The sequence below is a fragment of the Bradyrhizobium sp. S3.12.5 genome (assembly GCF_040548225.1).
Lineage (GTDB): Bacteria > Pseudomonadota > Alphaproteobacteria > Rhizobiales > Xanthobacteraceae > Bradyrhizobium > Bradyrhizobium cytisi.
This window is the reverse complement of the sequence record NZ_JBEPRF010000011.1, coordinates 41564-64107: the sequence shown is the minus strand read 5'-3', so window position 1 is coordinate 64107 and position 22544 is coordinate 41564. Positions and strand designations below refer to the sequence as shown.

20 protein-coding genes are annotated in these 22544 nt (G+C 63.8%); 5 read left to right on the top strand and 15 right to left on the bottom strand.

Annotated features, from left to right (window positions below; all coding sequences use genetic code 11):
• Window positions 1-13 precede the first annotated feature (13 nt).
• From pdxA to ABIC09_RS17685, 3 genes are read right to left on the bottom strand one after another with little or no spacing between them, the layout of a single operon-like run.
• Window positions 14-1051 carry a 4-hydroxythreonine-4-phosphate dehydrogenase PdxA gene (gene pdxA / locus ABIC09_RS17695; RefSeq protein WP_354110042.1) on the bottom strand — a complete coding sequence of 346 codons (1038 nt, stop codon included), beginning with the start codon at window positions 1049-1051 and terminating at the stop codon, window positions 14-16.
• On the bottom strand, window positions 1048-2187 hold the full coding sequence (locus tag ABIC09_RS17690) for a four-carbon acid sugar kinase family protein (protein ID WP_354110041.1): 1140 nt from the start codon (window positions 2185-2187) through the stop codon (window positions 1048-1050). Before ABIC09_RS17690 ends, pdxA begins: the two co-directional genes overlap by 4 nt.
• A 27-nt stretch (window positions 2188-2214) precedes the next feature.
• Entirely contained in the window at window positions 2215-3135 is a 921-nt protein-coding gene (locus tag ABIC09_RS17685) for a dihydrodipicolinate synthase family protein (RefSeq protein ID WP_354110156.1), read from the bottom strand.
• Window positions 3136-3274: 139 nt separating this feature from the next.
• Between ABIC09_RS17685 and ABIC09_RS17680 the strand changes: the two genes are divergently transcribed.
• Window positions 3275-4123, top strand: coding sequence for an IclR family transcriptional regulator (locus tag ABIC09_RS17680; RefSeq protein WP_354110040.1), 849 nt, complete (start codon window positions 3275-3277; stop codon window positions 4121-4123).
• A gap of 16 nt (window positions 4124-4139) precedes the next feature.
• On the opposite strand, the gene rnz is transcribed toward ABIC09_RS17680, so the two are convergent.
• Both rnz and ABIC09_RS17670 read right to left on the bottom strand, forming a co-directional pair.
• Complete coding sequence (gene rnz / locus ABIC09_RS17675; RefSeq protein WP_354110039.1) at window positions 4140-5045, bottom strand: ribonuclease Z; 906 nt, start codon at window positions 5043-5045, stop codon at window positions 4140-4142.
• Between the two features lie 46 nt (window positions 5046-5091).
• The gene (locus tag ABIC09_RS17670) at window positions 5092-5694 is read right to left on the bottom strand and encodes a TetR/AcrR family transcriptional regulator (protein WP_354033957.1); all 603 of its coding nucleotides are present in this window, start codon (window positions 5692-5694) and stop codon (window positions 5092-5094) included.
• A gap of 201 nt (window positions 5695-5895) precedes the next feature.
• Here ABIC09_RS17670 and ABIC09_RS17665 point away from each other — a divergent pair, with 201 nt between their 5' ends.
• Together ABIC09_RS17665 and ABIC09_RS17660 are read left to right on the top strand one after the other, a co-directional pair.
• Window positions 5896-7137 carry an efflux RND transporter periplasmic adaptor subunit gene (locus tag ABIC09_RS17665; RefSeq protein WP_354110038.1) on the top strand — a complete coding sequence of 414 codons (1242 nt, stop codon included), beginning with the start codon at window positions 5896-5898 and terminating at the stop codon, window positions 7135-7137.
• A 185-nt stretch (window positions 7138-7322) separates the two neighbouring features.
• On the top strand, window positions 7323-10523 hold the full coding sequence (locus ABIC09_RS17660; protein ID WP_354110037.1) for an efflux RND transporter permease subunit: 3201 nt from the start codon (window positions 7323-7325) through the stop codon (window positions 10521-10523).
• Here the strand turns inward: ABIC09_RS17660 and ABIC09_RS17655 are convergent.
• The 10 genes from ABIC09_RS17655 to ABIC09_RS17610 all read right to left on the bottom strand — a co-directional run bounded on the left by ABIC09_RS17655 (window position 10520) and on the right by ABIC09_RS17610 (window position 19478).
• Entirely contained in the window at window positions 10520-11248 is a 729-nt protein-coding gene (locus tag ABIC09_RS17655; RefSeq protein ID WP_354033952.1) for a sulfite exporter TauE/SafE family protein, read from the bottom strand. The two genes, ABIC09_RS17660 and ABIC09_RS17655, sit on opposite strands and share 4 nt — an antisense overlap.
• Window positions 11249-11434: 186 nt before the next feature.
• Entirely contained in the window at window positions 11435-11692 is a 258-nt protein-coding gene (locus tag ABIC09_RS17650) for a hypothetical protein (protein WP_354033951.1), read from the bottom strand.
• Between the two features lie 219 nt (window positions 11693-11911).
• On the bottom strand, window positions 11912-13033 hold the full coding sequence (locus tag ABIC09_RS17645; protein ID WP_354110036.1) for a helix-turn-helix transcriptional regulator: 1122 nt from the start codon (window positions 13031-13033) through the stop codon (window positions 11912-11914).
• A gap of 110 nt (window positions 13034-13143) precedes the next feature.
• Window positions 13144-14262 (bottom strand): helix-turn-helix transcriptional regulator, encoded by a 1119-nt coding sequence (locus ABIC09_RS17640; protein WP_354110035.1) that lies wholly within the window; start codon window positions 14260-14262, stop codon window positions 13144-13146.
• Between the two features lie 162 nt (window positions 14263-14424).
• Window positions 14425-14922, bottom strand: a complete 498-nt coding sequence (locus ABIC09_RS17635) for a hypothetical protein (RefSeq protein WP_148749391.1) — start codon at window positions 14920-14922, stop codon at window positions 14425-14427.
• Window positions 14923-15023: 101 nt separating this feature from the next.
• Entirely contained in the window at window positions 15024-15470 is a 447-nt protein-coding gene (locus tag ABIC09_RS17630; RefSeq protein WP_354110034.1) for a MaoC family dehydratase, read from the bottom strand.
• A gap of 391 nt (window positions 15471-15861) precedes the next feature.
• Window positions 15862-16284 carry a hypothetical protein gene (locus ABIC09_RS17625; protein WP_354033948.1) on the bottom strand — a complete coding sequence of 141 codons (423 nt, stop codon included), beginning with the start codon at window positions 16282-16284 and terminating at the stop codon, window positions 15862-15864.
• 12 nt (window positions 16285-16296) lie between these two features.
• Window positions 16297-16518, bottom strand: a complete 222-nt coding sequence (locus ABIC09_RS17620; RefSeq protein ID WP_148749388.1) for a hypothetical protein — start codon at window positions 16516-16518, stop codon at window positions 16297-16299.
• Window positions 16519-16629: 111 nt separating this feature from the next.
• Window positions 16630-17448 carry a lytic murein transglycosylase gene (locus ABIC09_RS17615; protein WP_354110033.1) on the bottom strand — a complete coding sequence of 273 codons (819 nt, stop codon included), beginning with the start codon at window positions 17446-17448 and terminating at the stop codon, window positions 16630-16632.
• A gap of 140 nt (window positions 17449-17588) precedes the next feature.
• A complete protein-coding gene (locus ABIC09_RS17610) occupies window positions 17589-19478 on the bottom strand; it encodes a flavin-containing monooxygenase (protein ID WP_354110032.1) in 1890 nt (629 codons plus the stop codon).
• 225 nt (window positions 19479-19703) lie between these two features.
• Between ABIC09_RS17610 and ABIC09_RS17605 the strand changes: the two genes are divergently transcribed.
• Window positions 19704-21329: a long-chain fatty acid--CoA ligase gene (locus ABIC09_RS17605; protein ID WP_354085332.1), complete on the top strand. Its 1626-nt coding sequence runs from the start codon at window positions 19704-19706 to the stop codon at window positions 21327-21329.
• 93 nt (window positions 21330-21422) lie between these two features.
• Window positions 21423-22541: a glycoside hydrolase family 172 protein gene (locus tag ABIC09_RS17600; protein WP_354110031.1), complete on the top strand. Its 1119-nt coding sequence runs from the start codon at window positions 21423-21425 to the stop codon at window positions 22539-22541.
• Window positions 22542-22544: the final 3 nt, after the last annotated feature.

Sequence of the window (22544 nt, the reverse complement as noted above, 5' to 3'; positions counted from 1 at the left end):
GGTGGGCTCGATCTCAGGACCTGGAAGCGGCGGCGCCGGCGGCGAGACGCTCGGCATAGTCGATGGCTTCGATCAGGCTGTGCTCGTTGGCGATGCCCTTGCCGGCAATGTCGAAGGCAGTGCCGTGGTCGACGGAGGTGCGGATGATCGGCAGGCCCAGCGTGATGTTGACGCCGGAGAGCTCCTGCCAGCGACCGGTGGCGGGATCGACCTGGAAGCCAAGCAGCTTGACCGGGATGTGCCCCTGGTCGTGATACATCGCGACCACCGCATCGTACTGGCCGGCGCGCAGCTTGACGAAGATGGTGTCGCCGGGCACGGGACCGACGACGTCGAGGCCGTCGGCGACCGCTTTCGCAATCGTCGGCACGGAGACGTCGATATCCTGCCGGCCGAACAGGCCGCCCTCCCCGGCATGCGGATTGAGCGCAGCGACTGCGATCTTGGGCCTGGCGATGCCGAGCCGCAGCAGCGCATCATTGGTGAGATCGATCACCATGCGCAGCCGCTCCGGTGTCAGACGCTTCGGCACGTCCTCCAGCGCCACATGGGTCGAAACATGGCTGACGCGCATGTTGCCGTGGGCCAGCAGCATCACCGAGCCGCGCACGCCGGTGAGATGCGCCAGCATCTCGGTGTGCCCCGGAAAGTGATAGCCAGCCTTGTTGAGAGCTTCCTTGTTGAGCGGCGCCGTGACGATGGCTCCGGTCCGGCCCGCCTGCGTCAGGCGCACGCCCTGCGCGATCGCCTTGTAGGCAAAGCGGCCGCCATCGGCGCTGAGCACACCTGGCCTGATCGGGTCGCCCTCGGCGTCGGCTTGCAGGTAGCAGAGGTTGGGCCAGCCGCGATCGTCGGCCGTGACTTGCGGGATCGCAACATTGGCACCGAGCGCGGCCTTCGCGCCGTCCAGCGCAGCGCCGCTGCCGATGATCAGCAGACGCAGATCGCCACTCGCGATCCGATCCTTCAATCCCACACAGGCCTTGATGATGATCTCCGGCCCGATCCCGGCGGGATCGCCCATGGTGATGGCAAGATGACGAGAGGTCATGTCGGGCTCCCCATATTGAGCAAATGATTGTCCCGGAGCAGATCGCGCCAGAGATCGCGCCCGCCGAACGCTCCGGATTTCGAGATCACATCGACGCCGGCCCAGCGGCCGCCTTGCAGCGTCGAGCGCGGCAAGCCCGGCACGATCCGCCCTGTCACCTGCAGCGCGTGCGCGCCGAGTGCAAGGCATACGGCCTTCAGCGTCTCTCCGCCAGCAACGATCAGGGTTCCAGGCGGATCGAGCTCCGCGACCAGCGCCGTCAGCTCGCGCGCGATCCGTTGCGCGGCATCGGCGCGCGACAATCCTTCGGCAAGCGAGAATTTCACCAACGCCACGCCGCGCTCGGCCAGCTTGCGCTGAACGAGCGCACTGCCGTCACCTTCGGCGAGCGCAACAGCAGCGTCGCCACATGCATCCAGCTGGGATGCGGTGGCGGCTTGGTCCGAGCCGAACAGGCCCAGCACCGGCCGCTTGAATTTCGAAAGTGCATCTGCGCGGTGGCCACGCGCGAGTGCACCGGCCAGCCCGCCGCTTCCGCACCACAGCACCGGCCCGGGCATCCGCCGCGCCAGCTCGACGACGCGATCGAGATCGAGGTCGGTTCCAGCATCGAAGACCTGAACGCCGCCTTGCGCCAGCGTGTCGGCGCTGCCGCGCTGCGCCTCGATGCCATCCTGTCTCAACTGGTCCAGCAGATTGTCGCCGACGCGATGCCAGTCGCCGTCCATCATGCGCGCATATTGCTGGGCATCGACGGTGCGGCGTCCCTGATAGTCGAAGGCAGGCGCGACCACGCATGATGCCCAGTGACCAGTGCTCAGGCAGGCGCCGAGCTCGGCCGCCCAGGCGCCACGGAGCAGGCTATCGACCTTCTTGTAGGCAATCGTGCCGTCGCGAAGCAGCGGCGCCAGCCGGGCGACGATCGCGACGCTTTCGGCTTTCGAACGTTCGCGGGTGCCGCTGTCGATCGCGAGGCTCGGGGAGCCTGACGCCGCGGGCGTATCCTCCCAGATGACGTCGAACGGTCCGCACAGGCCAACGAACTCCGCCGCGGTGTCGAGCGCGCCGGTCAGGTCGTCGGCAAGCAGGCGGATGGCGGCGAGCCCGGTCAGCGCGTCCTGGAAAGACTCGGACATCGGATCGCCTCGCCGCTCGCGCCCGCCTTAAGCGGCCGTCGCGAATGCCGCGGCATTCGCGAGCAGCTCTTTCAATTGAGCTGCCGGCAAGGTCTCCAGCGGCGGCCGCAGGCGCTGCCAGCCGGCGTGACCGGTGCGCTCGGCCATCAGCGCCTTCAGGGAGGGCATCTGCGCGAAGCGCGAGACCAGCTCACGCGCGTTCACGATGCGCGCCTGTGCAGCCGCAAGGCTTGCGTCGTCGTCGCTGTCGCGGAAATGCTTGAAGACATAGGCGAGATCGCGCGCGACGAGGTTCGAGGTCGCGGTGATGCAGCCCGCGCCGCCCTTGCGCAGCAGCGGGAGCAGCAGCGGGTCGGCGCCGGTCAGCACCGAAAAGCCCGGGAACCGATCGACCATCGCGGTCATGTTGGCGAAGTCGCCCGAGGAATCCTTGATGCCGGCGATGGTCGACGGATAGGCCGCTCGCAGCCGCTCGATCAGCGCGTGCGAGATCGGCTGCATCGACATTTGCGGGATATGATAGAGCACGATCCTGAGGCGCTTGTCGCCGATGCGCTGGATGATCTCGCTATAGGCGGCATAGACGCCGTCATCGCTGACGTTCTTGTAGTAGAACGGCGGCAGCATCACCACGGTATCGACGCCGACCGACAGCGCATGGCGCGTCAACGCGATAGTCTCGGTGAACGCGGCGACGCCGGTGCCCGGCAGCAGCTGTTTCGGCTTGATGCCGCCGGCGATCACGGCCTCCAGCAGCGTGGTGCGCTCGGAGACCGAGAAGGAGTTCGCCTCCCCCGTGGTGCCGAGCATCGCGATGGCATCACAGCCTTCGTCCAGCAGGTAGCGGCAATGCGCGACAAAGCGCGCATGATCGGGCGCGAGCTCGGCGTCGAGCGGCGTCAACGCGGCGGAGAACACGCCATGTGGGTGCAAGGACTGGGGGTGCAGCGATGATGTCGACAAAGCTTCCTCCGATCGTCAGATCGATGTTGTTCGGAATGCGAACATTTGTTATAATCTGACCCGTTGGTAAGATCAGGCTGCCGCCGCGTCAAGGGCTGTGGCTGTCATCGCAGGGCGTACGGGCATGGCCAAGGTCGAAAAGAAGGCGGCGAAACGCGCACCGGAAGCTACACCGAAAAATCCCAAGAACAAAAATCCCAAGAATCATGTCGCGTCCGTAGGCAAAGCCTTTGCCGTGCTCAAGAGCTTCACCAGCGAGGCGTTCGAGCTGACGCTGAGTGAAGTTGCCGCACGCGCCGATCTCGATCGCGGCACAGCGTTCCGGCTGATCCAGACCCTGATCGAGCTCGGTTATCTCCAGGCGGTACCGCAGAGCCGCCGGTTCCGTCTCGGCGTGGCCTGCCTCGACCTCGGTTACACCGTGCTGTCGCACGGATCGTTGCGCACCATCGTCGAGCCCTTGCTGCGCGACCTCGTGCCCGAGGTCGGCGATGCGGCCTCGCTCGGCATCCTCGATGGCGGCGACGTGATCTATCTCGCGCGCGTCGGCGCCGGCCTCGACCGCCACAAGATGGATCGTCGGCCGGGCACGCGCATCCCCGCCTACAGCGCCGCGCTCGGCCATGCCATGCTGGCGCATCTTCAGCGCAACGAGCAGATCGAGCGGCTGGAGTCACGGCCCCGCGTCAAGCTGTCGGAGCGAACGCTGACCGATCTCGACGCCCTGCTCGCCCGGCTCGATCAGGTAAAGAAGAAGGGCTATGCCGTCTCCGACGGCGAGAACGCCTATGGCCTGCGCACGCTGGCGATGCCAATCCTGGACGCGCAGGGTTTTGTGATTGCCGGACTGAGCGTCACCGTGGATGCGATGCGCATGGACATGCCGACCTTTCGCGATCAGGCGCTGCCGAAGCTGATGCGGCTGACGAGCACGGTGCAGGATATCACGATCAAGTCGGGCCTGTTGGGCTGAGCGCGCAATGCACTGCCTAAACAGCGATACGATCGAAGTCTGCGGCAATCCTGACGTTCGGAAAGATCTTTGCCGCCTCGGCCAGGATCTCTCCGTCCTCATAGCGGCCTGATAAATGGGTCAGCACAAGCTGCCGAACGTTATTCGTGGCCGCGAACCGAGCCGCCTCCGCCGCGGTGAGATGGCCGTAGTCCCGCGCGGTCGGCGCATCCCGATCCAGGAACGTCGCCTCGATCACCAGCAGGTCCGCATCCGCGGCATGTCTTGATAGCCCCTCGGTGGCCTCGGTGTCGCCGATCACGACCAGCTTGTTGCCGCCACTCGGCGGACCCAGGACATCCTCCGGATCGATCGTCCGGCTACCTTCGATCATGATCGGCCGACCCGCGGCAAGCTCGCCGCGCATGGGACCATCGGGCACACCAAGCGCAGAGAGGCGATCGGACAAGAGATGGCGGCGCGCAGGGCTTTGAAAAACGAAGCCGAAACTGTCGGTGTCGCGATGACGGACCGGAAAACAGTTGATGGTGAAGTCGCCGGCGTCGACGACATGCCCTTCAGAGAGCGGCGCGAACTCTATTGCGATCGGCGCCCGGCCCTCGCCCCACAGGCCTGCGAGCATGCGGATGACGATATCGAGCGTGCCTGGCCCGCCGTGGATGGTCATCACGTCGGAGGTGTGCCGCAGCCCCAATGTCGAGAACAGACCGGGGATGCCGAGCACGTGGTCGAGATGCCCGTGCGTCAGCAGAATGCGATCGAGCCGCCGGAAGCCGGCGCCGCTTCGCAGCAACTGTCGCTGCGTGCCCTCGCCGCAATCGATCAGCATGCGCTGGCCCGCGGCCTCCAGCAGAAGCGCCGGATGGTTGCGCTCTGCGGATGGAACGCTGGCCGAGGTCCCGAGAAATGTCAGGGCGAACATTGCCTACTCTTGTGCGAGGTCGCAGGGCTGATCCCCTTTGGGAGCCTTACCTGCGCTCCGACTGCGCCTCAACCGCCTGCACCGCCACGGTCGCGACCTGCCGCAGCGCCTCGCGGTCGGAGCCCGAAGATGCCATCACGCCCATGCCGACCGACACGGCCGACACATATCGCGCGAGTGCCGCTGGATCCGACGTCGGCTTGAGATCGCCTTCGGCCTTGGCGCGCACAAAACGGTCGCGGAGCTGGTCTTCGTTCTGGGCGCGGCGGGCAGCGAGCTCGAACGGGACGTTCTCGGAGCCGGTGCCGCAGGCAATGCCGCCTTGCACCAGGAGACAGCCGGGCGGATTGGCGGGATCGGTCTGCTTCTCGGCGATGCCCGTCAGCATCCGCTCGGCGACGTCTCGGGCGGTCGGCGCCGCGACGACCCCGTCCATCCAGACGTTGCGCAATTTGGTGTAGCGGTCGAGCGCGGCCTTGAGCAGGCCTTCCTTGTTGCCGAAGCAGGCATAGAGGCTAGGCGGGTTGATACCCATGGCCTCCGTGAGCTGGGCAATCGTGGCGCCCTCATAGCCATGGCGCCAAAACACTTCCATCGCCTGATCCAACGCCACTTCGGCGTCGAATTCGCGGGGGCGTCCCATGCCCATGTGCCTGCTCTCCTCGGTATCGGCGTCGTCCCTGAACCTAACGCCTGATCCTATCTATTTGTTCTCGCTTTATTTTCTCTTCCGCCTTCCCAATCTTGCGGTAAGGGGCTACAATTTTCTTAGTGAATGGTACATAAGTATCTTGCGCTGCGATATCCAGCTCCACATCTGTAGTGAACACTACATATCTGGAGCGCGCAAATGCCCCCGTCCGAAAATACCTCTCGCCCCGGCCGCCTCCGCCGTCTTGTTGGCGGCGTTGCCATCGTGGGCGCCCTCGCCGCAGCCGGCTCGATCGCGACCGGCCATTACTTTCATGCAGCACAAGCGACCGCAACGGCCGCCGCCACCGAGCAAGCCGTCCCCGTGACTGTCGCGATGATCGAGCCGCGGCAGACCGTGCTGTGGGACGATTTCTCGGGCCGGCTCGAGGCCATCAACCGCGTCGAGCTTCGGCCGCGCGTTGCCGGCGCGATCCTGTCGACCAATTTTACCGAGGGCGCGCTGGTGAAGGCCGGTGACGTCCTGTTCAAGATCGATCCGGCGCCTTACGAGGCCGAGGTCGACAAGGCCAACGCCCAGCTCGAGGCCGCGAAGGCGCGCGTGGTCTTCACCCAGAGCGAGCTCGAGCGCGGCGCACAGCTGGTCGGCAACGCCGTCGTCACGCGGCGCGATTACGACCAGCGCGACAACGCCAATCGCGAAGCCATTGCCAATGTGAAGGCGGCCGAAGCGACGCTGCAGACCGCCAAGCTCAATCTCGATTACACCGAGGTGCGGGCGCCAGTGGACGGCCGCGTCGGCAAGTTCGAGATCACCGTCGGCAATCTCGTCGCCGCCGGCACCGCCTCTCCGGTCCTGACGTCGCTTGTCTCGGTCAATCCGATCTACGCCTCGTTCGATGCGGATGAAGAGGTTGTGCTGCGGGCGTTGAACTCGATCGCCGATGCCTCCGGCAAGCGCGGCAATCTCGATCAGATCCCTGTCGAGATGGCGACCTCCGGCGGCCTCTCGGCCAAGGGCCATATCCAGCTGATTGACAACCAGGTCAACAGCCAGAGCGGCACCATCCGTGTGCGCGCCGTGTTCCAGAACGAAGACGGGCGTCTCATCCCCGGCCAGTTCGCCCGCGTGCGCATGGGCCAGCCGAAGCAGCAGTCGCTGGTCATGATCGACGAGCGCGCGATCGGCACCGACCAGGACAAGAAGTTCGTGATGGCGGTTGGCGACGACAGCCGTGCGGCCTACCGGTCGATCACGCTTGGCGGCTCGGTCGACGGACTGCGCATCGTGACAACGGGCTTGAAACCCGGCGATCGCATCGTCGTCAACGGCCTGCAGCGCGTGCGTCCCGGCGCTCTCCTCAAGACCGAGGTGGCGACAATGGGCGCGCGCGGGCAGCAGGCCTCTAACCACAGCAACCAGGACGTGGTGCAACGCTAGTGTTCTCCGTCATTCCGGTGCGCGCATAGCACGAACTAAGGTGCGCAATTGCGCACCTGAGAATCCGGCAGTTACGAGACTCCGATCACTTCGCCTCTGGATTCCGGGTTCGCGGGCTTCGCCCACGCCCCGGAATGACGGCAGAGCTGTCGGAGAACCGCAGAATATTGCCCAGGGGCAAAACCATGAATCTCTCGAAGTTCTTCATTGATCGTCCGATTTTTGCAGGCGTTCTTTCGGTCCTGATCTTCCTCGCAGGCCTGATCTCGCTGTTCGCGATGCCGATCTCGGAATATCCCGACGTAGTGCCGCCATCAGTGCTGGTGCGCGCGACCTATCCCGGCGCCAATCCAAAGGTGATCGCGGAAACCGTGGCCACGCCGATCGAGGAGCAGATCAACGGCGTCGAAGGCATGCTGTACATGTCGAGCCAGGCGACGACCGACGGCGCCATGACGCTGACGGTGACGTTCCGGCTCGGCACCGATCCCGACAAGGCGACGCAGCTGGTGCAGAACCGCGTGCAGCAGGCCGAGCCGCGCCTGCCGGCCGTGGTGCGTCAACTCGGCATCATCACCAAGAAGTCGTCGCCCGACCTCACCATGGTCGTGCATCTGTTGTCGCCGAATAGCCGCTACGACATGACGTATTTGCGTAACTACGCGGTGCTCAACGTCAAGGACCGGCTGGCGCGCATCGACGGTGTCGGTGACGTCCAGCTCTACGGCGCCGGCGACTATTCGATGCGGGTCTGGGTCGATCCGCAAAAAGCCGCCGAGCATGGGCTGACCGCAAGCGACATCGTCAAGGCAATCCAGGCGCAGAACGTCGAGGCTGCCGCCGGCGTGGTCGGCTCCTCGCCCAACGTCAGGGGCATCGACCTGCAAATGTCCGTCAATGCGGAAGGCCGCCTTGCGAACGAGGAGCAGTTCGGCGACATCGTGGTCAAGACCGGCTCGCGCGGCGAAGTCGTGCGCTTGCGTGACGTTGCCCGCATCGAGCTCGGCGCGTCCGAGTACGGCTTACGCTCGCTGCTCGACAACAAGCAGGCGGTCGCGATCCCGATCTTCCAGGCGCCGGGCTCCAATGCGCTGGAGATTTCCGACCACGTCCGCGCCACCATGGCCGAGATCAAGAAGAACATGCCCGAAGGCGTGTCCTACCAGATCGTCTACGATCCGACGCAATTCGTGCGTTCCTCGATCGAGGCCGTGATCCACACGCTGCTGGAAGCGATCGCGCTGGTGGTGCTGGTCGTGATCCTGTTCCTGCAGACCTGGCGCGCCTCGATCATTCCGCTGCTGGCCGTGCCAGTATCGATCGTCGGCACCTTCGCGGTGATGCACGTGTTCGGCTTCTCCATCAATGCGCTCAGCTTGTTCGGGCTGGTGCTCGCGATCGGCATCGTCGTGGACGACGCCATCGTCGTGGTCGAGAACGTCGAGCGCAACATCGAGGGCGGGCTGTCGCCGCGCGATGCCACCTATCAAGCGATGCGTGAGGTCTCCGGCCCGATCATCGCGATCGCGATGGTGCTGATCGCCGTGTTCGTGCCGCTGGCCTTCATCTCCGGCCTCACCGGGCAGTTCTACAAGCAGTTTGCGCTGACGATCGCGATTTCGACGGTGATCTCGGCCGTCAACTCGCTGACACTGTCGCCGGCCCTCTCCGCCCTGCTGCTCAAGGGCCACAACGAGCCGAAGGACCGCCTGACGATCATTCTCGAAAAAGCGCTCGGCTGGTTCTTTCGCGGCTTCAACAAGGCGTTTACGCGCTCCTCGGAGAACTATAGCGGCACCGTCACCAAGGTGATCTCAGGCAAGGCCGCAGTGATGGGGCTCTATGTGGTCCTGGTCGGCGCAACCGCCTTGCTGTTCCAGCAGGTGCCGAGTGGCTTCGTGCCGGGCCAGGACAAGCAATATCTGGTCGGCTTCTCGCGGCTGCCTGACGGTGCAGCGCTCGATCGCACCGAAGAGGTGATCCGCAAGATGAGCGACATCGCGCTGACCCAGCCCGGTGTCGAGAGTTCAGTCGCCTTTCCGGGCCTGTCGATCGCCGGCTTCACCAACTCGTCCAACGCCGGCATCGTGTTCTCGACGCTAAAGCCTTTTGACGAGCGCAAGGGCCCGGCATTGAGCGGCAATGCCATCGCGGCCGATCTCAACAAGAAATACTCGGGCATCCAGGAAGCCTTCATCGCCATGTTCCCGCCGCCGCCGGTTAACGGCCTCGGCACCATCGGCGGCTTCAAGCTCCAGATTGAGGACCGTGCCGGCCTCGGCTATGAAGCGCTGAACGAGGCGACCAAGGCATTCATGGCGGCGATGCAGAAAGCGCCGGAGATCGCCGGTGTGTTCTCGAGCTTCCAGGTCAACGTGCCCCAGCTGTTCGCCGACATCGACCGCACCAAGGCGCTCCAGCTTGGCGTCCCCGTCACGGAAGTGTTCAACACGCTCGAGATTTATCTGGGCTCCTACTACGTCAACGACTTCAACAAGTTTGGCCGCACCTACTCCGTCTATGTCCAGGCCGATGCGCCGTTCCGCGCCCGCGCCGACGACATCAGGCAGCTGAAGGTGCGTTCGTCCTCGGGCGACATGGTGCCGTTGTCGGCGCTGCTCACGATCCGCCAGAGCGCGGGGCCGGAACGCGCGATCCGCTATAACGGCTTCCTGTCCTCCGACATCAACGCGGCCGCAGCGCCCGGCTTCTCGTCCGGCCAGGCACAGGAAGCAGCGACGCGGATCGCGGCGGAGACGCTGCCGCCCGGCTTTGCCTTCGAGTGGACCGACCTGACCTATCAGGAGTTCATCGCCGGCAATTCCGGCCTCTGGGTGTTTCCGCTGGCGATCCTGCTGGTGTTCCTGGTGCTGGCGGCGCTCTATGAGAGCCTGACCCTGCCGCTCTCGATCATCATGATCGTGCCGATGGGTCTGCTCGCTGCGATGTTCGGCGTCTGGATCTCCAAGGGCGACAACAACGTCTTCACCCAGATCGGCTTGATCGTGCTCGTCGGCCTCTCCGCCAAAAACGCGATCCTGATCGTCGAATTCGCGCGCGAGCTCGAGTTCGCCGGTCGCACGCCCATCCGGGCCGCGATCGAGGCGAGCCGGCTGCGGTTACGTCCGATCCTGATGACGTCAATGGCCTTCATCATGGGCGTGCTGCCGCTGGTGCTCTCGACCGGCGCCGGCTCGGAGATGCGGCGCGCCATGGGCGTCGCGGTGTTCTCGGGCATGATCGGCGTCACCGTGTTCGGCCTGTTCCTGACCCCGGTGTTCTATGTGCTGCTGCGGACTGTCACCGGCATGAAGCCGCTGGTGCATCACGGCAGCGGCTCCACTGTGGCACCTGTCCAGGGTCTTGGCCATGAGGCTGGCCACTAGATCAGGGAAATCCCCGATATCAGCAACAGAACGAGCACGGTCTTGCGAAAGACCGTCTCGTTGACCCGGTGAAACGCGATCACACCGAGCGCGGATCCCGCGAACAGCGCCGGCAGGCTGACCGCGAGATCGACGAAAACCTTTGACGACAGGTCCTGGTGTCCGACCAGCAGGATGATCGCAAACAGCTGCATCGCGGCGATGAACGGCTGCACGAGGCCGCGCTGCTCGCTCTTGGGCATGCCGCGCATGTCGCACCAGATCGTCGGAATCGCGCCTGGCATCGCCGTGAGGCCCCCGACCAGCCCGCCTCCGAATCCGATCAGCGCAACCCAGTGACGGCCGACGGCTTCACTCGCCGTCACCAGCGTCGGCCGCAGCAGCATATAGGCGGCATAGAGTGCTACGACGACACCAAAGCCGCGCCGAAGCAGATGCGTGTCGGTCGACTGCAACAGCGAGACCGCAATGGGAACGCCGATCAACCCGCCGATGATCAGGAACAGGCTTCCCTCCCAGCGGATGCTGCGCCGAAGCGCCCACAAATTGGTCGCCTGCACGCCGATACTGCACGCCATCATCAACGGTACGGCCTCCAGCGGCTGAAACACCCGCAGCAGGATCGCGCCCGCGACGGCGGAGAATGCGAAGCCCGAGAGCCCCGAGACGAAGGCTCCGGCGAACACGGCGGCGCTGAGGAGCAGCAGTGTCGTGATGTCAGGCACAGTCTGCCCTCCAATCAATCATAGGGAATCTGCGTCACCGGTGCGGCGGCGCCTTCTGCACAACTTACAGGCTCGCGAGGAAACGACACCCGCATGGCATGCGCGTGCGATCGTTCCAGCATGATGAGGCCGGCCAGCTGAAGGGTGACGAGCGCGGCGGTGAGCGCTATCGCGACAACGTTGCCGTTACGCGCGCGCGAGACTGGGGTGGCTGGCTCCGCGCTCGCGCGCATCAGATTGATGGGCATTTTCTGAAAATTCCTCTTCACTGCAGAAAAAATTGGCTTCATTCAAACGCGATGTTTCGTGCTGCGTTTCCAGCAGGTGGCGATAGCGCTGCAATACGCGCCGCGCCTCGATCGCACGCTGCTGATGCAGCGTTGCGATCATGCGATCGAAAACGTCGTGGAACTTCCAAACCAGGCTCCGTGCCGTTGTTCGCATGACGATCTCCTCTCAACCTGAAAGCGAAATTGATGGAATTCACTTCCAGCCGCTGTGAGCGGCTTCACACAGGAATCCAACGCGGCGAACAACAAGTCGTGTGATCTCTCGTAGGAGAGAACGCAGCAAATCGCGTCACCCAAACGAATGACGCGCGATAACATTCTGATGATGAAATTGCAGGCGCGGCGCTGATGCTTTATTCAGCGCTGACGAGCGTCAGTGCACCAGCGGGTTGGAGAAACCTGCCGCGAGCTTGACGAGGTCGGCCTGGCGGCTCGTACCGGTCTTGGCGAACACGCGATGCAGATGCGTCTTCACCGTCGTCTCTGCGATCCCGAGCGCGCCGGCCGTCTGCGGCACGCCGCCGACGTCGACGATCGACTGTAGAACCCTGAGTTCCGCAGGCGTGAGCTCGAACGTGCGGTCGATCAGCCCGGCGCAAGAGCGCGCGTCGAGCTTCGCCTTCCAGACGAACAGGGCGCCGATGGCGCCACAGGCGCGCCCTGTGCTCCCCTCCCGCAGCAGCGAGGGCAGCGCGATCACATGGGCGACGTGATGCGACCCACCGCTTGATGTCAGCAAAATGTTACGGTCCGCTGCCGCCGCTGCGACCACCTCCGCTTCGTCACGAAAGACGTTGCGTAGTGCTGCATTCGCGTCGGGCGATCTCGCCAGCAGGCGGCCGTTGACGGACCGCAAGACGTCGTCCTCGTCCAGGATGAGGTCGGCGGCCGGATTGCTGTGGACGATATTGCAGGCGGCATCGAGCAGGATCACGCCGGCACTCAATCGATCGACGACATCGGCAAGCGCGATTGCCTTCTGCTGCTTCCGCTCGATTGTCCGGTTGATCATCAAGGCGCGGCTTGCATGGGGAACGACGAGCTGCATGCGCGCACGCATCTTCGCGTCCAGCATCTCCCTGCCCGGGATCACCGTCATCAGCATCGGGCACGGCGAGATCGCCTGTTCCAGCACCACATTCGCGACGTCGGCACATCCCTGAGGACGCAGCCATTCCTGATAGAAGCGCCCGCGGCGATATTTGTCGAAATTCACGAGATCCGGGATGTTGCGGACCTCGCCGTAGCGCGGCAGCCTGGTGAGCGGGTCATGCTGCGAATATTCGTCGGCATAGAGCTGGATGAAGTGCGGATCGACCCCGCAATAATAGTGCGTCGATCCGGACTTGCTGATCTTGTCTTTTGAAATCAGGCCGCAGGCTCGGCTGCCGAAGAATCCGTTGAGCATGACGACAACATCGGACCACAACTCAGGATTGAGTCCGGCGTCGTAGATGCTCTCGATCAGCTCGGAGTGTTTTGCGGTCAGCTGCATTGAAAGGTCAATAGTCCGGCGCGAGGATTTAAGACGTTGATGCCCTCTGGCTTTTCTATGGAGTCGGCCGAGACACCGATAGGTTCAACGGTTTCGCGCCAATTGACCAGCTAGTTGACGAGTGGATTGGAGAATCCGGCCGCAAGCTTGACGAGATCCGCCTGGCGCGCGGTGCCCGTCTTGGCGAACACGCGATGCAGATGTGTCTTCACCGTCGTCTCCGCGATGCCGAGCGCGATGGAGGTCTCCGGAACGCCGCCGACCTCGACGATCGACAGGAACACCCGCAGTTCCGCCGGCGTCAGATCGAAGGTCCGCGCAATCAGCTCGCCGTAGGACTGCCCGCCCAGCGTGACCTTGCACAGCAGCAGCGCGCCGACGGCATCGGACGACCGCTCGCTGCCGTTCCGCAGCACCGACGACAGCGGCAGGATATGCGCAACGTAGCGTTCGCCCTTGTGCGAAAGCAGCGGAATCGCGTGCCCGCCTGCGAGAAGCGAGGCAGCATCGCCGCGGGCCGCAAAAGCCTCGCGCAGCGTCTGATTGGCCTCGGTGCCGCTGGTCACGAGCTGGCCGGCAACGATGCGGACCACGTCGTCAGCCTCGAGCAGCGCGTAGCCGCTCGCATTGGCGTGGACTACGTGGCAGCTGGAATCGAGCAGGAAGATACCCGATGACAGATTGTCCAGGACATCCGCGAGCGCTGTGGCCAGCGTCAGCTTCGCGCTGATGGCGCGGTTGACGAGCAGCGCGCGGCTGGCGTGCGGCACGATCAGCGACATCCGGTGCTTCATCCCGGCGTCGACCATGCGCCGGCCCGACAGCACCGTCATCATCACCGGGCAGTTCGCGTTCGACTTCTCGAGCACGACATTGGCGGCATCGTGAGAACCCTGCGGCCGCATCCATTCCTGGTAGAAGCGCCCGCGGCGATATTCGTCGAAATTGACGAGATCGGGGATGCTTACGATCTGGCCGTGTGGCGGCAGGATCGTCAACGGGTCGAACTTGGAATGGGTCTCCGAATAGAGCTGGATGTAGTGCGGATCGGCCCCGCAATAATAATGCGTGACGCCGAACTTGCTGATCGAATCTTTGGAAAACAGCCCGCAGGCCTGCCCACCGACGAAATCGCGGATGCCCACGACGACGTCGTTCCACAGCGAGGGATCGAGACCGGCATCGTAAATGGACTCGACCAGATCGGGCAGTTTCCGCGGTCTGTGCATGGCGTTGAATAGCTTTGGATGAACAATGTCGGGCACGATACCACAACAGGAGCAGACCCTCATCATCCGATCGGAGTATGGTGCGTTGGAACGTGATCACGCCAGCATGGACGTTGGCCTTTAGCTCGCCGGCGCCCTGCTGCGCCTCAGGCGCCCGGCACTTTATTTCCGGTTCTCCTCGCAGAATTTCAGCGCGGCGAGCGCCTCGCCGGCGCGCGGAATCTGCATCTCGATGCTGTCGTCGTCATCGTCCTCGAAATCGAGCGTGAGACGCTTGGCTTTCGACAGGCGGTCCATGATGGACTGATCGAACTCGAAGATGCCGCGCACGGTGGTCTTGTCCATGACCTCCCACTTCGCCTTCGACATGATGTCGGCATCATCGGTACCGACGTCGGCCTTCAGGATCTCGCCGAGCTTGTCCCACTCCCAGCCGTCGTAGATCATCACGATCACGATGGCCTTGTCGGAATAGGTGATGACGATGACATAGTCGCGGTTCTCGTCGTCCTTGTCCTTGTAGCCGCGGCTGGCGTTGCAATGGGTGTCCTGGCTGCGCTTTTCGATGGTCCAGTCACCGACTTTGGATTGTTGCGCCACCGCAGGCCCGGCACTCAAGGCGCCGGCCAGCAGCACAGCGGCAAGAAGGATTGGCTTCATGTCAGCCTCCAGCGTTTTCCCCGGAGCAAGCTGACCACCTCTCCCGGCAGGCCGCAAGGGCTGGCCCGGTCCAGCCAATGGTGAAAGGCGACCCGCCCTAGCTAGGCGCGCCGCGGCACGATCGCGATCGGGGTGAAGGTATAAACCTCCTCGCCGTTCTGGTTGAACATCGTCCATTTCACCAGCGCAATGCCCTGCGGCTTCGACTTCGAAGGCGTCAGGCTCATGACCTCGCCGACCAGATGCAGGCGGTCATTCGGCCGCACCGGAATGGTCCAGCGCAGCCCGTCGACGCCGGCGCCAATCAGCGGGTGCGGACCGAAGGGACGGGTCTGGATCGCGAGGTTCATGGCGATCGCCGCCGTGTGCCATCCCGACGCAGCCAGCCCGTTGAACAAGGTCGCCTTGGCGGCCTCGTGGTCGAGATGCATCGGCTGCGGATCAAACTCGGCGGCAAAGCGCTTGATGTCGGCCTCGGTGACCTCGACCTCGGGAGATTTGAAACGCATGCCGACGGTGAGATCGTCGAACCAGGCGACCTGTGTCATGATTTTGCCTCGAAATGTGATGCGACGCGCGCGAGACACACGACCAAGGGATGGATCGGCAGTGGAATATAGCGTTTTTGACCGCTCATAGACCAGCCCGCGGTTCCCCGCGAAACCCCTTTCCCAAATCGACGAAACACGCCTGAAACAGATAGCCGGTTAACTGGTTGTCAAAATCATACAGGGACGTGCGTCATGCAATTCTTCCTCGACCTGATTTACGAATATGCCTGCTGCCAGCACCTCGTCGCCCAGCCGCTTGGGGAGGACGAGCTATGATCGAGCTGATCTCAGCACTCCTCGCCCTTTGCAGCATCGGCGTCTTCGCGGCGCATGCGCTGGATGCCTATCGCACCACGCACCTCTGACCAGCGGTCCCGGCGCCCGCCCGCTAGAACGGCCGCCGGTAGAAGTGCTCGGAATGCGTTGCCGGTGGAAACCGGTTGGCGAGTGCCAAGGCCCCCTTCTCGTCCGTCTCGAGCGCGATCTTCTGCGCCAGCATCACGTCGCCCGGCACGAGGAAGCCTGACGGGACGAAGCACCACCCCATCGTTGCATTTCCCGCATTGTCGACCTCGTGGACGTTGGCGGCGGTGCCGTAGTGAATGCGATAGCGCTTGCCGCTGTCGCAACCGATGACGTCGAAATGCCGGTGCTGCTCGAATTGTGCGCGCTGCTCTTCGGACAGCCATTCGGACAAAAGCCGGCGACCGCGCGCCTCGGGCGTGTTCTCGCCGAAGAAGCGCCGGTAGAGCTCGCGGAGCGCGTGCAGACGCGCTCGCGCGGGCGCGCGAAGCCTGAGGACCGCGACCATGGGCCGTTCAGATCAACCGCCGACCAGGCGGGGATAGAACAGTGTTTCCTGCGCGGTCGGGTCGAACGATTTGATACGCGTGACTTCGCCGGGCCCGGTCCGGTACGCGGCGGTAAAGCCCGCGCCGGTCAGCTCCCGAAAGCGTTGTTCGGCCCGCGCCAACGCTTCGGCATTTTCAGGATCAAACTCGTGGCGTCTATCGCCGGTCTGGTCCATCACGATCTGGGTAGCCATGTTGAGTTCTCCTCATGCCCAGCCCTGAACTTAATCTAAGCAAACCTCGTGCCGTCGGTTCCCGAAAGCAACAACTTTCTCTGACAAGCAGGTCACGCCTTGCGGAGCGCCTCAGCGCGCCGCCGCCGCGCCGCCGCCCCCGTCGATCTGCCGGCCCATCAGCGCGATGGCCTTCTGGTAGACCCCTGCCGCATTCCACGCCTGGATCGCGGCGAAATTCGGCTCGCCTGGCTGGTAACCGGCTCCCGCACGCCAGCCATTGGCTTTGAGGAAGTTCGCAGTCGAGCCCAGCGCGTTGGCAGCAACGTCGAGATTGCCGGTACCATAGGCCAGGATGTTCTTGGGCATGAACTGGGTCTGGCCGACCTCGCCATGCATGGAGCCGCGGGTTGACCCCGACAGCATGCCACGGTCGATCAGCTTCAACGCGGCATAGAGCTGGTCGGTGAAGAATTCGGGACGGCGGCAGTCATAGGCGAGTGTCGCTATCGACGAGAGCATGTTCTGGTTGCCGCGCTGGCTGCCGAACCCGGTCTCCATGCCCCAGATCGCGATCAACGGCCCCGGAGGCACGCCGTAGCGCTGCTCGATCGAGGCGAACATCGCCGCCTGCGACTGCTTTAGCGACCGGCCGCGTGCCACGATGGTGGTGGCGCCGCGCTTGGCCAGAAACTGTTCGAGCGACAGCGAAAAGCTGTGCTGGCTGCGATCGGCGCCAATGGTTGCGCTGGCATAATTGGTCTGCATCAGCGCCGAGATCGCAGTCTGGCCGATGCCCTTACCCTGCGCCTCCGCGCTGAACTCGCGCTTCCAGGCCTCGAAACCGCCGGGCCCGTTGCCGCATTGCGCGGCGTAGGCAGCGGAGATCAGGGACAGCAGCAGCGCGGCCGCGCCGATCATCGCCGTCGCAACGGTCCTGCCCTTGGTCATTCCGCGTTCCCTTCTCTCGATTTTGCTCTCGATTTTGCGCGACCGGCTCGCGCGCGGGCATGATCCTACGTCAGCGGCGCGTGCTCAAGCCCCGACTGATGCAATCAATGCAAGCATTGCGCTTGACATGGATCAAACGCTTAGCGGCCGCCATCGGTCCCGAGCAGGAAATCCACCATGATGGCTTCGTGCCCGTCGGTCTCCGCGTCCGCTCCATAGGTCAATTCCAATCCATCCAGGCTGCCCTCCTTCCGCCATTTGGCGAGCAACCGCAGGAACGCCATCGGCCCGCGCCAATACTGGCTGTTGCGCGCCGCGATCGGATCGAACACGCCCTCGTTGTTGTAGTAGCCGGGCGTGCATTCGGCGAGGTAGGTCTGGCGGCCGACCGCAGCCTTCACGACTTCGTCGACCCAGGCATTCTCGGCCGCAAGCGCCGGCTCCAATGTCCGTGCGCCGCGCTTGCGCGCCTGATCGATGACATAGGCGATGTGCTGCGATTGCTCGTCGATGATGTGCGGAAAGTTGGCGCTCTGGCCGGCCTGCACCGTCACGATCAGGAAGCAGTTCGGGAAGCCGCGGCTGTAGAAGCCGTGCATCGTCTTGACGCCATCGCGCCAGCGCTCGGACAGGCTGACGCCGTCGCGGCCATAGACCTCAAAACCCATGCGGCGCGCATAGTCGGTGCCGACCTCAAAGCCGCTGGCATAGATCAGACAGTCGAGCTCGTAGGCCTTGCCGTCGGCAACGACCGCATTTTCGGTGATGCGCTCGACGCCCCTGCCCCCGGTATCGACGAGATGCACGTTAGGACGATTGAACGTGTCGAGATACTCGTCGTGAAAGCACGGCCGCTTGCAGAACGCCTTGTACCAGGGCTTGAGCGCCGCTGCGGTCGCGTCCTTGACCACGGCGTCGACGCGGGCCCGGATCTCCTCCATCTTGCGATAGTCGGCCTGCTCGATCACTTTCAGCGCTTCTTCCATCGAGGCGACCTTATGCGGCTGACGACGCGGCGCCAGCAAGATCTCGCCGAGCAGGCCGGTCCAGCCGTCCTGCACCAGATCCTGCTCGAACGGCTCACCCGAAATCACAGCGGTGAAATTGTCCATCCGATCGCGCTGCCAGCCGGGCTTCAAGCTTTCCGCCCAGGCATGATCCGTCGGCCGGTCGTCGCGCACGCCGATCGCCGATGGCGTGCGCTGGAAGACGTAGAGCTCTTTCGCCGAGCGGCCGAGATGCGGCACGCATTGGACGGCGGTCGCACCGGTGCCGATGATGCCGACGCGCTTGTCGGCAAGACCGTCGAGACCTCCCTCGGCGCTGCCGCCAGTGTAGGAATAGTCCCACCGGCTGGTATGGAAGCTGTGGCCTTTGAAGCTTTCGATGCCGGGAATGCCCGGCAGCTTCGGCCGGCTCAACGGACCTCCGGCCAGGATCACAAAGCGTGCGCGGATGCGATCGCCGCGATCGGTCTCGACCAGCCAGCGTCCCTCGCGCTCCTGCCACGCCATGCGTGAGATGACGGTCTGGAACAGCGCGCGTTCGTAGAGGCCGAAGTGACGGCCGATGCGGCGCGAGTGTTCGTAGATCTCCGGCGCACGCGCATATTTGCGCACCGGCATGTAGCCGGTCTCTTCCAGCAGCGGCAGATAGATGTAGCTCTCGGTGTCGCAGGCCGCGCCGGGATAGCGATTCCAGTACCAGGTGCCACCGAAATCGGCGGCCTTTTCCACGATGCGGAAATCAGTGATGCCGGCCGCGCGCAGACGCGCACCACACAGCAAGCCGCCGAAGCCGCCGCCGACGATGACGACCTCGGTTTCTTCGCTGACGGGCTCGCGGGCAAATCCGGCATCGGCCCAGGGATCGTCGAGATAGCGGGCAAAGCCTGCGGCCATCTCGACATACTGCGCCTTGCCTTCGGAGCGAAGACGCAGGTCGCGCTCGTCACGATAGCGCGCACGCAGGGCCTGAATGTCGATGGTAGGTGTGCCGGCTGCGCCGGTCTTGTGTCTTTCCGCTGACATCGATCTCCTCCACGGCGGGCGCAGCTTCGGCCTGCAGTGCCCACCAGTTAGCCCTGAAAAAGTGACGCGTGCAATCACATCCGCCATTTTTCGCCTGTACGCCGCGTGGCGTTCCGCTACCCTTGAACGCAAGCGCGAATGCGTCATGCAACGACATGCTTTTAGAAGCGTCATGATTCTAGAAACGTCATGATTTTAGAAACGACATGGCTTTCGGAGGGGACAATGCAGGGATTGATGATGGACATGCCGCTGCTGATCAGTGGCCTGATCCAGTATGCTGCCGATTATCACGGCGAGGCGGAGATCGTCGCGCGCGAGATCGAAGGCGACATCCATCGCTACACCTATGCGCAGGCGCATCCGCGCATCAAGCGCATGGCACTGGCGCTCGAGCGGCTCGGCATGAGGCAAGGCGATCGTGTCGGGACACTGGCCTGGAATACGCATCGTCATTTCGAGATGTTCTACGCGGCGCCCGGCATGGGCTATGTGCTGCACACCGTCAATCCGCGACTGTTCCCCGAACAGCTGGTCTACATCATCAACCACGCCGAAGACCGCATCCTCTTCGTCGACCGCGCCACGCTGCCGATCGTCGAGGCGATCGCACCGCAGCTGAAGACGGTTGAAGCCTACGTGATCATGTCCTCGCGCGAACGCATGCCGGAGACGAATCTTGCGAACATGCATTGCTATGAGGAACTCCTGGACAAGGAGAGCGACGCCGGTTTCGCCTGGCCAGAGTTCGACGAGAAATCCGCCTCCACCATCTGCTACACGTCGGGCACGACGGGGAATCCCAAAGGCGTCATCTATTCGCACCGCGCCGCGGTCCTCCAGACCATGACGTGCTGCAACTTCGACTTCATTCCCGGGCATCTCGAAGGCGTGCGCGAGGTGATGATGCCGATGGCGCCGCTGTTTCACGGCAACGGCTGGAACATGCCGTTCACCGCGCCCTATACCGGCTCGAAGCTGGTGCTGCCCGGCCGCAATTACGAGCCCGACAAGCTCTATGAGCTGCTGGAGGGCGAGAAGGTGACGCTGTCGGCGGGCGTGCCGAGCTTCTGGCTGATCCTGCTCGACTGGCTCGGCCGCACCGGCAACACATTCACGACCCTGCGCGCGACGCTGTCATCGGGCTCGGCGCCGCCCCGCGCCATGGTCGAGAAACTCAAGCGCGACTACCACGTCGATTACATTCAGGCCTGGGGCATGACGGAAGCGCTGGGCTGCTCGATGCCGGGATTGAGGCCGGGCTCGGAGCATCTCAGCGAAGCGGAAAAATTCGATCGCCGCCAGGTCTCGGGCCGCGCCTGTTTCGGCACGACCTTGCGTATCGTCGACGACGGCGGCAGCGAGCTGCCTCGTGACGGCAAGACTGTCGGCCATCTGCGCGCCCGCGGCCCCTGGGTCGCCTCCGGCTACATGAAGCTCGACGAAGGCCTCGATCGCGACGGCTGGCTGATCACCGGCGACATGGCCGTGATCGACCAACACGGCCATGTGACGCTCACCGATCGCTCCAAGGACGTGATCAAGTCGGGCGGCGAATGGATCTCCTCGATCCAGCTCGAGGACATCGCCCTGTCCCATCCCGACGTGCTGCAGGCCGCCGTGGTCGCCATTGCACACGAAAAATGGCAGGAGCGCCCCCTGCTCCTGGTCGTCCGCAAGAAGGGCGCGACCGTCGACGGCAAGACCCTGCTCGACCACATGCGTCCCAAGATCGCGAGCTGGTGGATGCCGGATGCGGTCGAGTTCCTCGATGAATTCCCGATGACCGGCACCGGCAAGGTGCTCAAATCGGCGCTACGCGAGAAGTTCAGGGCGTACCGTGTCGGGTAGGTTTGGCCCCTCTCATTGCGCGATCATCTTCATCTTTTGGTAGATTCGGGGGCGATATATCCGTGGCATCGCGAACCCCTCATCGAGGATATTATGGCGTTTTCCGGATTGGGCCTGCATCTCGGCAATCTGTCCCGCCTATCGAATGCGCAGACGCGTTCGATCAGCCCCGAGAACTTCACCGGTGAGAAGGGCAAGGGCGGCATGTCCGTCGACGGGCCTGCGGCGTCGCAGGCCCGCGATCTCGGGCAAGGCTGGAAGGTCTCGCCCTATGTCGTGATTGAGCCCGGCGCGACATTCACGCTCGCAAACATCGAAGGCCAGGGCGCGATCCAGCAGATCTGGATGACGTTGGCGCGCGGACGTCTGCGTCATTCGATCCTGCGGGTCTACTGGGATGGTCAGGAGCAGCCGAGCGTCGAATGCCCGGCCGGCGATTTCTTCGCCTGCGGATGGGAGGAGTTTGCGCAGGTGTCGTCGCTCGCCGTCTGCGTCAATCCCGGGCGTGGGTTCAACTGCTACTGGGAAATGCCGTTCCGCAAGCGCGCGCGCTTCACGATGGAGAACCGCAGCGAGGAAGCGCTGACGGTCTACTACCAGATCAACTTTGCGCTGACCGACGTGCCCGAGGACTGCGCTTATTTCCATGCGCAATTCCGCCGCACCAATCCGCTGCCCTACAAGGACGTCTACACCATCCTCGATGGCGTCAGCGGGCGCGGCCAGTATGTCGGCACCTACATGGCCTGGGGCGTCAACAACAACGGCTGGTGGGGCGAAGGCGAGATCAAGTTCTTCATCGACGGCGACGGCGAATTCCCTACCATCTGCGGAACGGGCACCGAGGATTATTTCTGCGGCGCGTATAATTTCGATCCCTACGTGGCGCATTCCGGCCGCGGCCTCGTACAGCAATCGCGCTATCAGGAATTCACCACGCCCTATGCCGGCCTGCCGCAGGTGATCCGCCCCGACGGCGTCTACAAATCGCAGCAGCGCTTCGGCATGTACCGCTGGCACATCCCCGATCCCGTTCGCTTCCAAAGCGACCTTCGCGTCACCATCCAGGCGCTGGGCTGGCGTACGGGCTTCAAGGAGGCAAAATATCTCCCGCTGCAGGACGACATCGCGTCCGTGGCGTTCTGGTACCAGACCCTGCCGGCAGCGCCGTTCCCTGAACTGGCCGGCCCGGAATATCTCGAGATCGACTAGCCC

Excerpts from the sequence above, each read along its gene's own strand:
- pdxA (WP_354110042.1), bottom strand. The coding sequence starts at position 1,051 with ATGACCTCTCGTCATCTTGCCATCACCATGGGCGATCCCGCCGGGATC.
- ABIC09_RS17690 (WP_354110041.1), bottom strand. The coding sequence starts at position 2,187 with ATGTCCGAGTCTTTCCAGGACGCGCTGACCGGGCTCGCCGCCATCCGC.
- ABIC09_RS17680 (WP_354110040.1), top strand. The coding sequence starts at position 3,275 with ATGGCCAAGGTCGAAAAGAAGGCGGCGAAACGCGCACCGGAAGCTACA.
- rnz (WP_354110039.1), bottom strand. The coding sequence starts at position 5,045 with ATGTTCGCCCTGACATTTCTCGGGACCTCGGCCAGCGTTCCATCCGCA.
- ABIC09_RS17670 (WP_354033957.1), bottom strand. The coding sequence starts at position 5,694 with ATGGGCATGGGACGCCCCCGCGAATTCGACGCCGAAGTGGCGTTGGAT.
- ABIC09_RS17665 (WP_354110038.1), top strand. The coding sequence starts at position 5,896 with ATGCCCCCGTCCGAAAATACCTCTCGCCCCGGCCGCCTCCGCCGTCTT.
- ABIC09_RS17660 (WP_354110037.1), top strand. The coding sequence starts at position 7,323 with ATGAATCTCTCGAAGTTCTTCATTGATCGTCCGATTTTTGCAGGCGTT.
- ABIC09_RS17650 (WP_354033951.1), bottom strand. The coding sequence starts at position 11,692 with ATGCGAACAACGGCACGGAGCCTGGTTTGGAAGTTCCACGACGTTTTC.
- ABIC09_RS17645 (WP_354110036.1), bottom strand. The coding sequence starts at position 13,033 with ATGCAGCTGACCGCAAAACACTCCGAGCTGATCGAGAGCATCTACGAC.
- ABIC09_RS17640 (WP_354110035.1), bottom strand. The coding sequence starts at position 14,262 with ATGCACAGACCGCGGAAACTGCCCGATCTGGTCGAGTCCATTTACGAT.
- ABIC09_RS17635 (WP_148749391.1), bottom strand. The coding sequence starts at position 14,922 with ATGAAGCCAATCCTTCTTGCCGCTGTGCTGCTGGCCGGCGCCTTGAGT.
- ABIC09_RS17630 (WP_354110034.1), bottom strand. The coding sequence starts at position 15,470 with ATGACACAGGTCGCCTGGTTCGACGATCTCACCGTCGGCATGCGTTTC.
- ABIC09_RS17625 (WP_354033948.1), bottom strand. The coding sequence starts at position 16,284 with ATGGTCGCGGTCCTCAGGCTTCGCGCGCCCGCGCGAGCGCGTCTGCAC.
- ABIC09_RS17620 (WP_148749388.1), bottom strand. The coding sequence starts at position 16,518 with ATGGCTACCCAGATCGTGATGGACCAGACCGGCGATAGACGCCACGAG.
- ABIC09_RS17615 (WP_354110033.1), bottom strand. The coding sequence starts at position 17,448 with ATGACCAAGGGCAGGACCGTTGCGACGGCGATGATCGGCGCGGCCGCG.
- ABIC09_RS17610 (WP_354110032.1), bottom strand. The coding sequence starts at position 19,478 with ATGTCAGCGGAAAGACACAAGACCGGCGCAGCCGGCACACCTACCATC.
- ABIC09_RS17605 (WP_354085332.1), top strand. The coding sequence starts at position 19,704 with ATGCAGGGATTGATGATGGACATGCCGCTGCTGATCAGTGGCCTGATC.
- ABIC09_RS17600 (WP_354110031.1), top strand. The coding sequence starts at position 21,423 with ATGGCGTTTTCCGGATTGGGCCTGCATCTCGGCAATCTGTCCCGCCTA.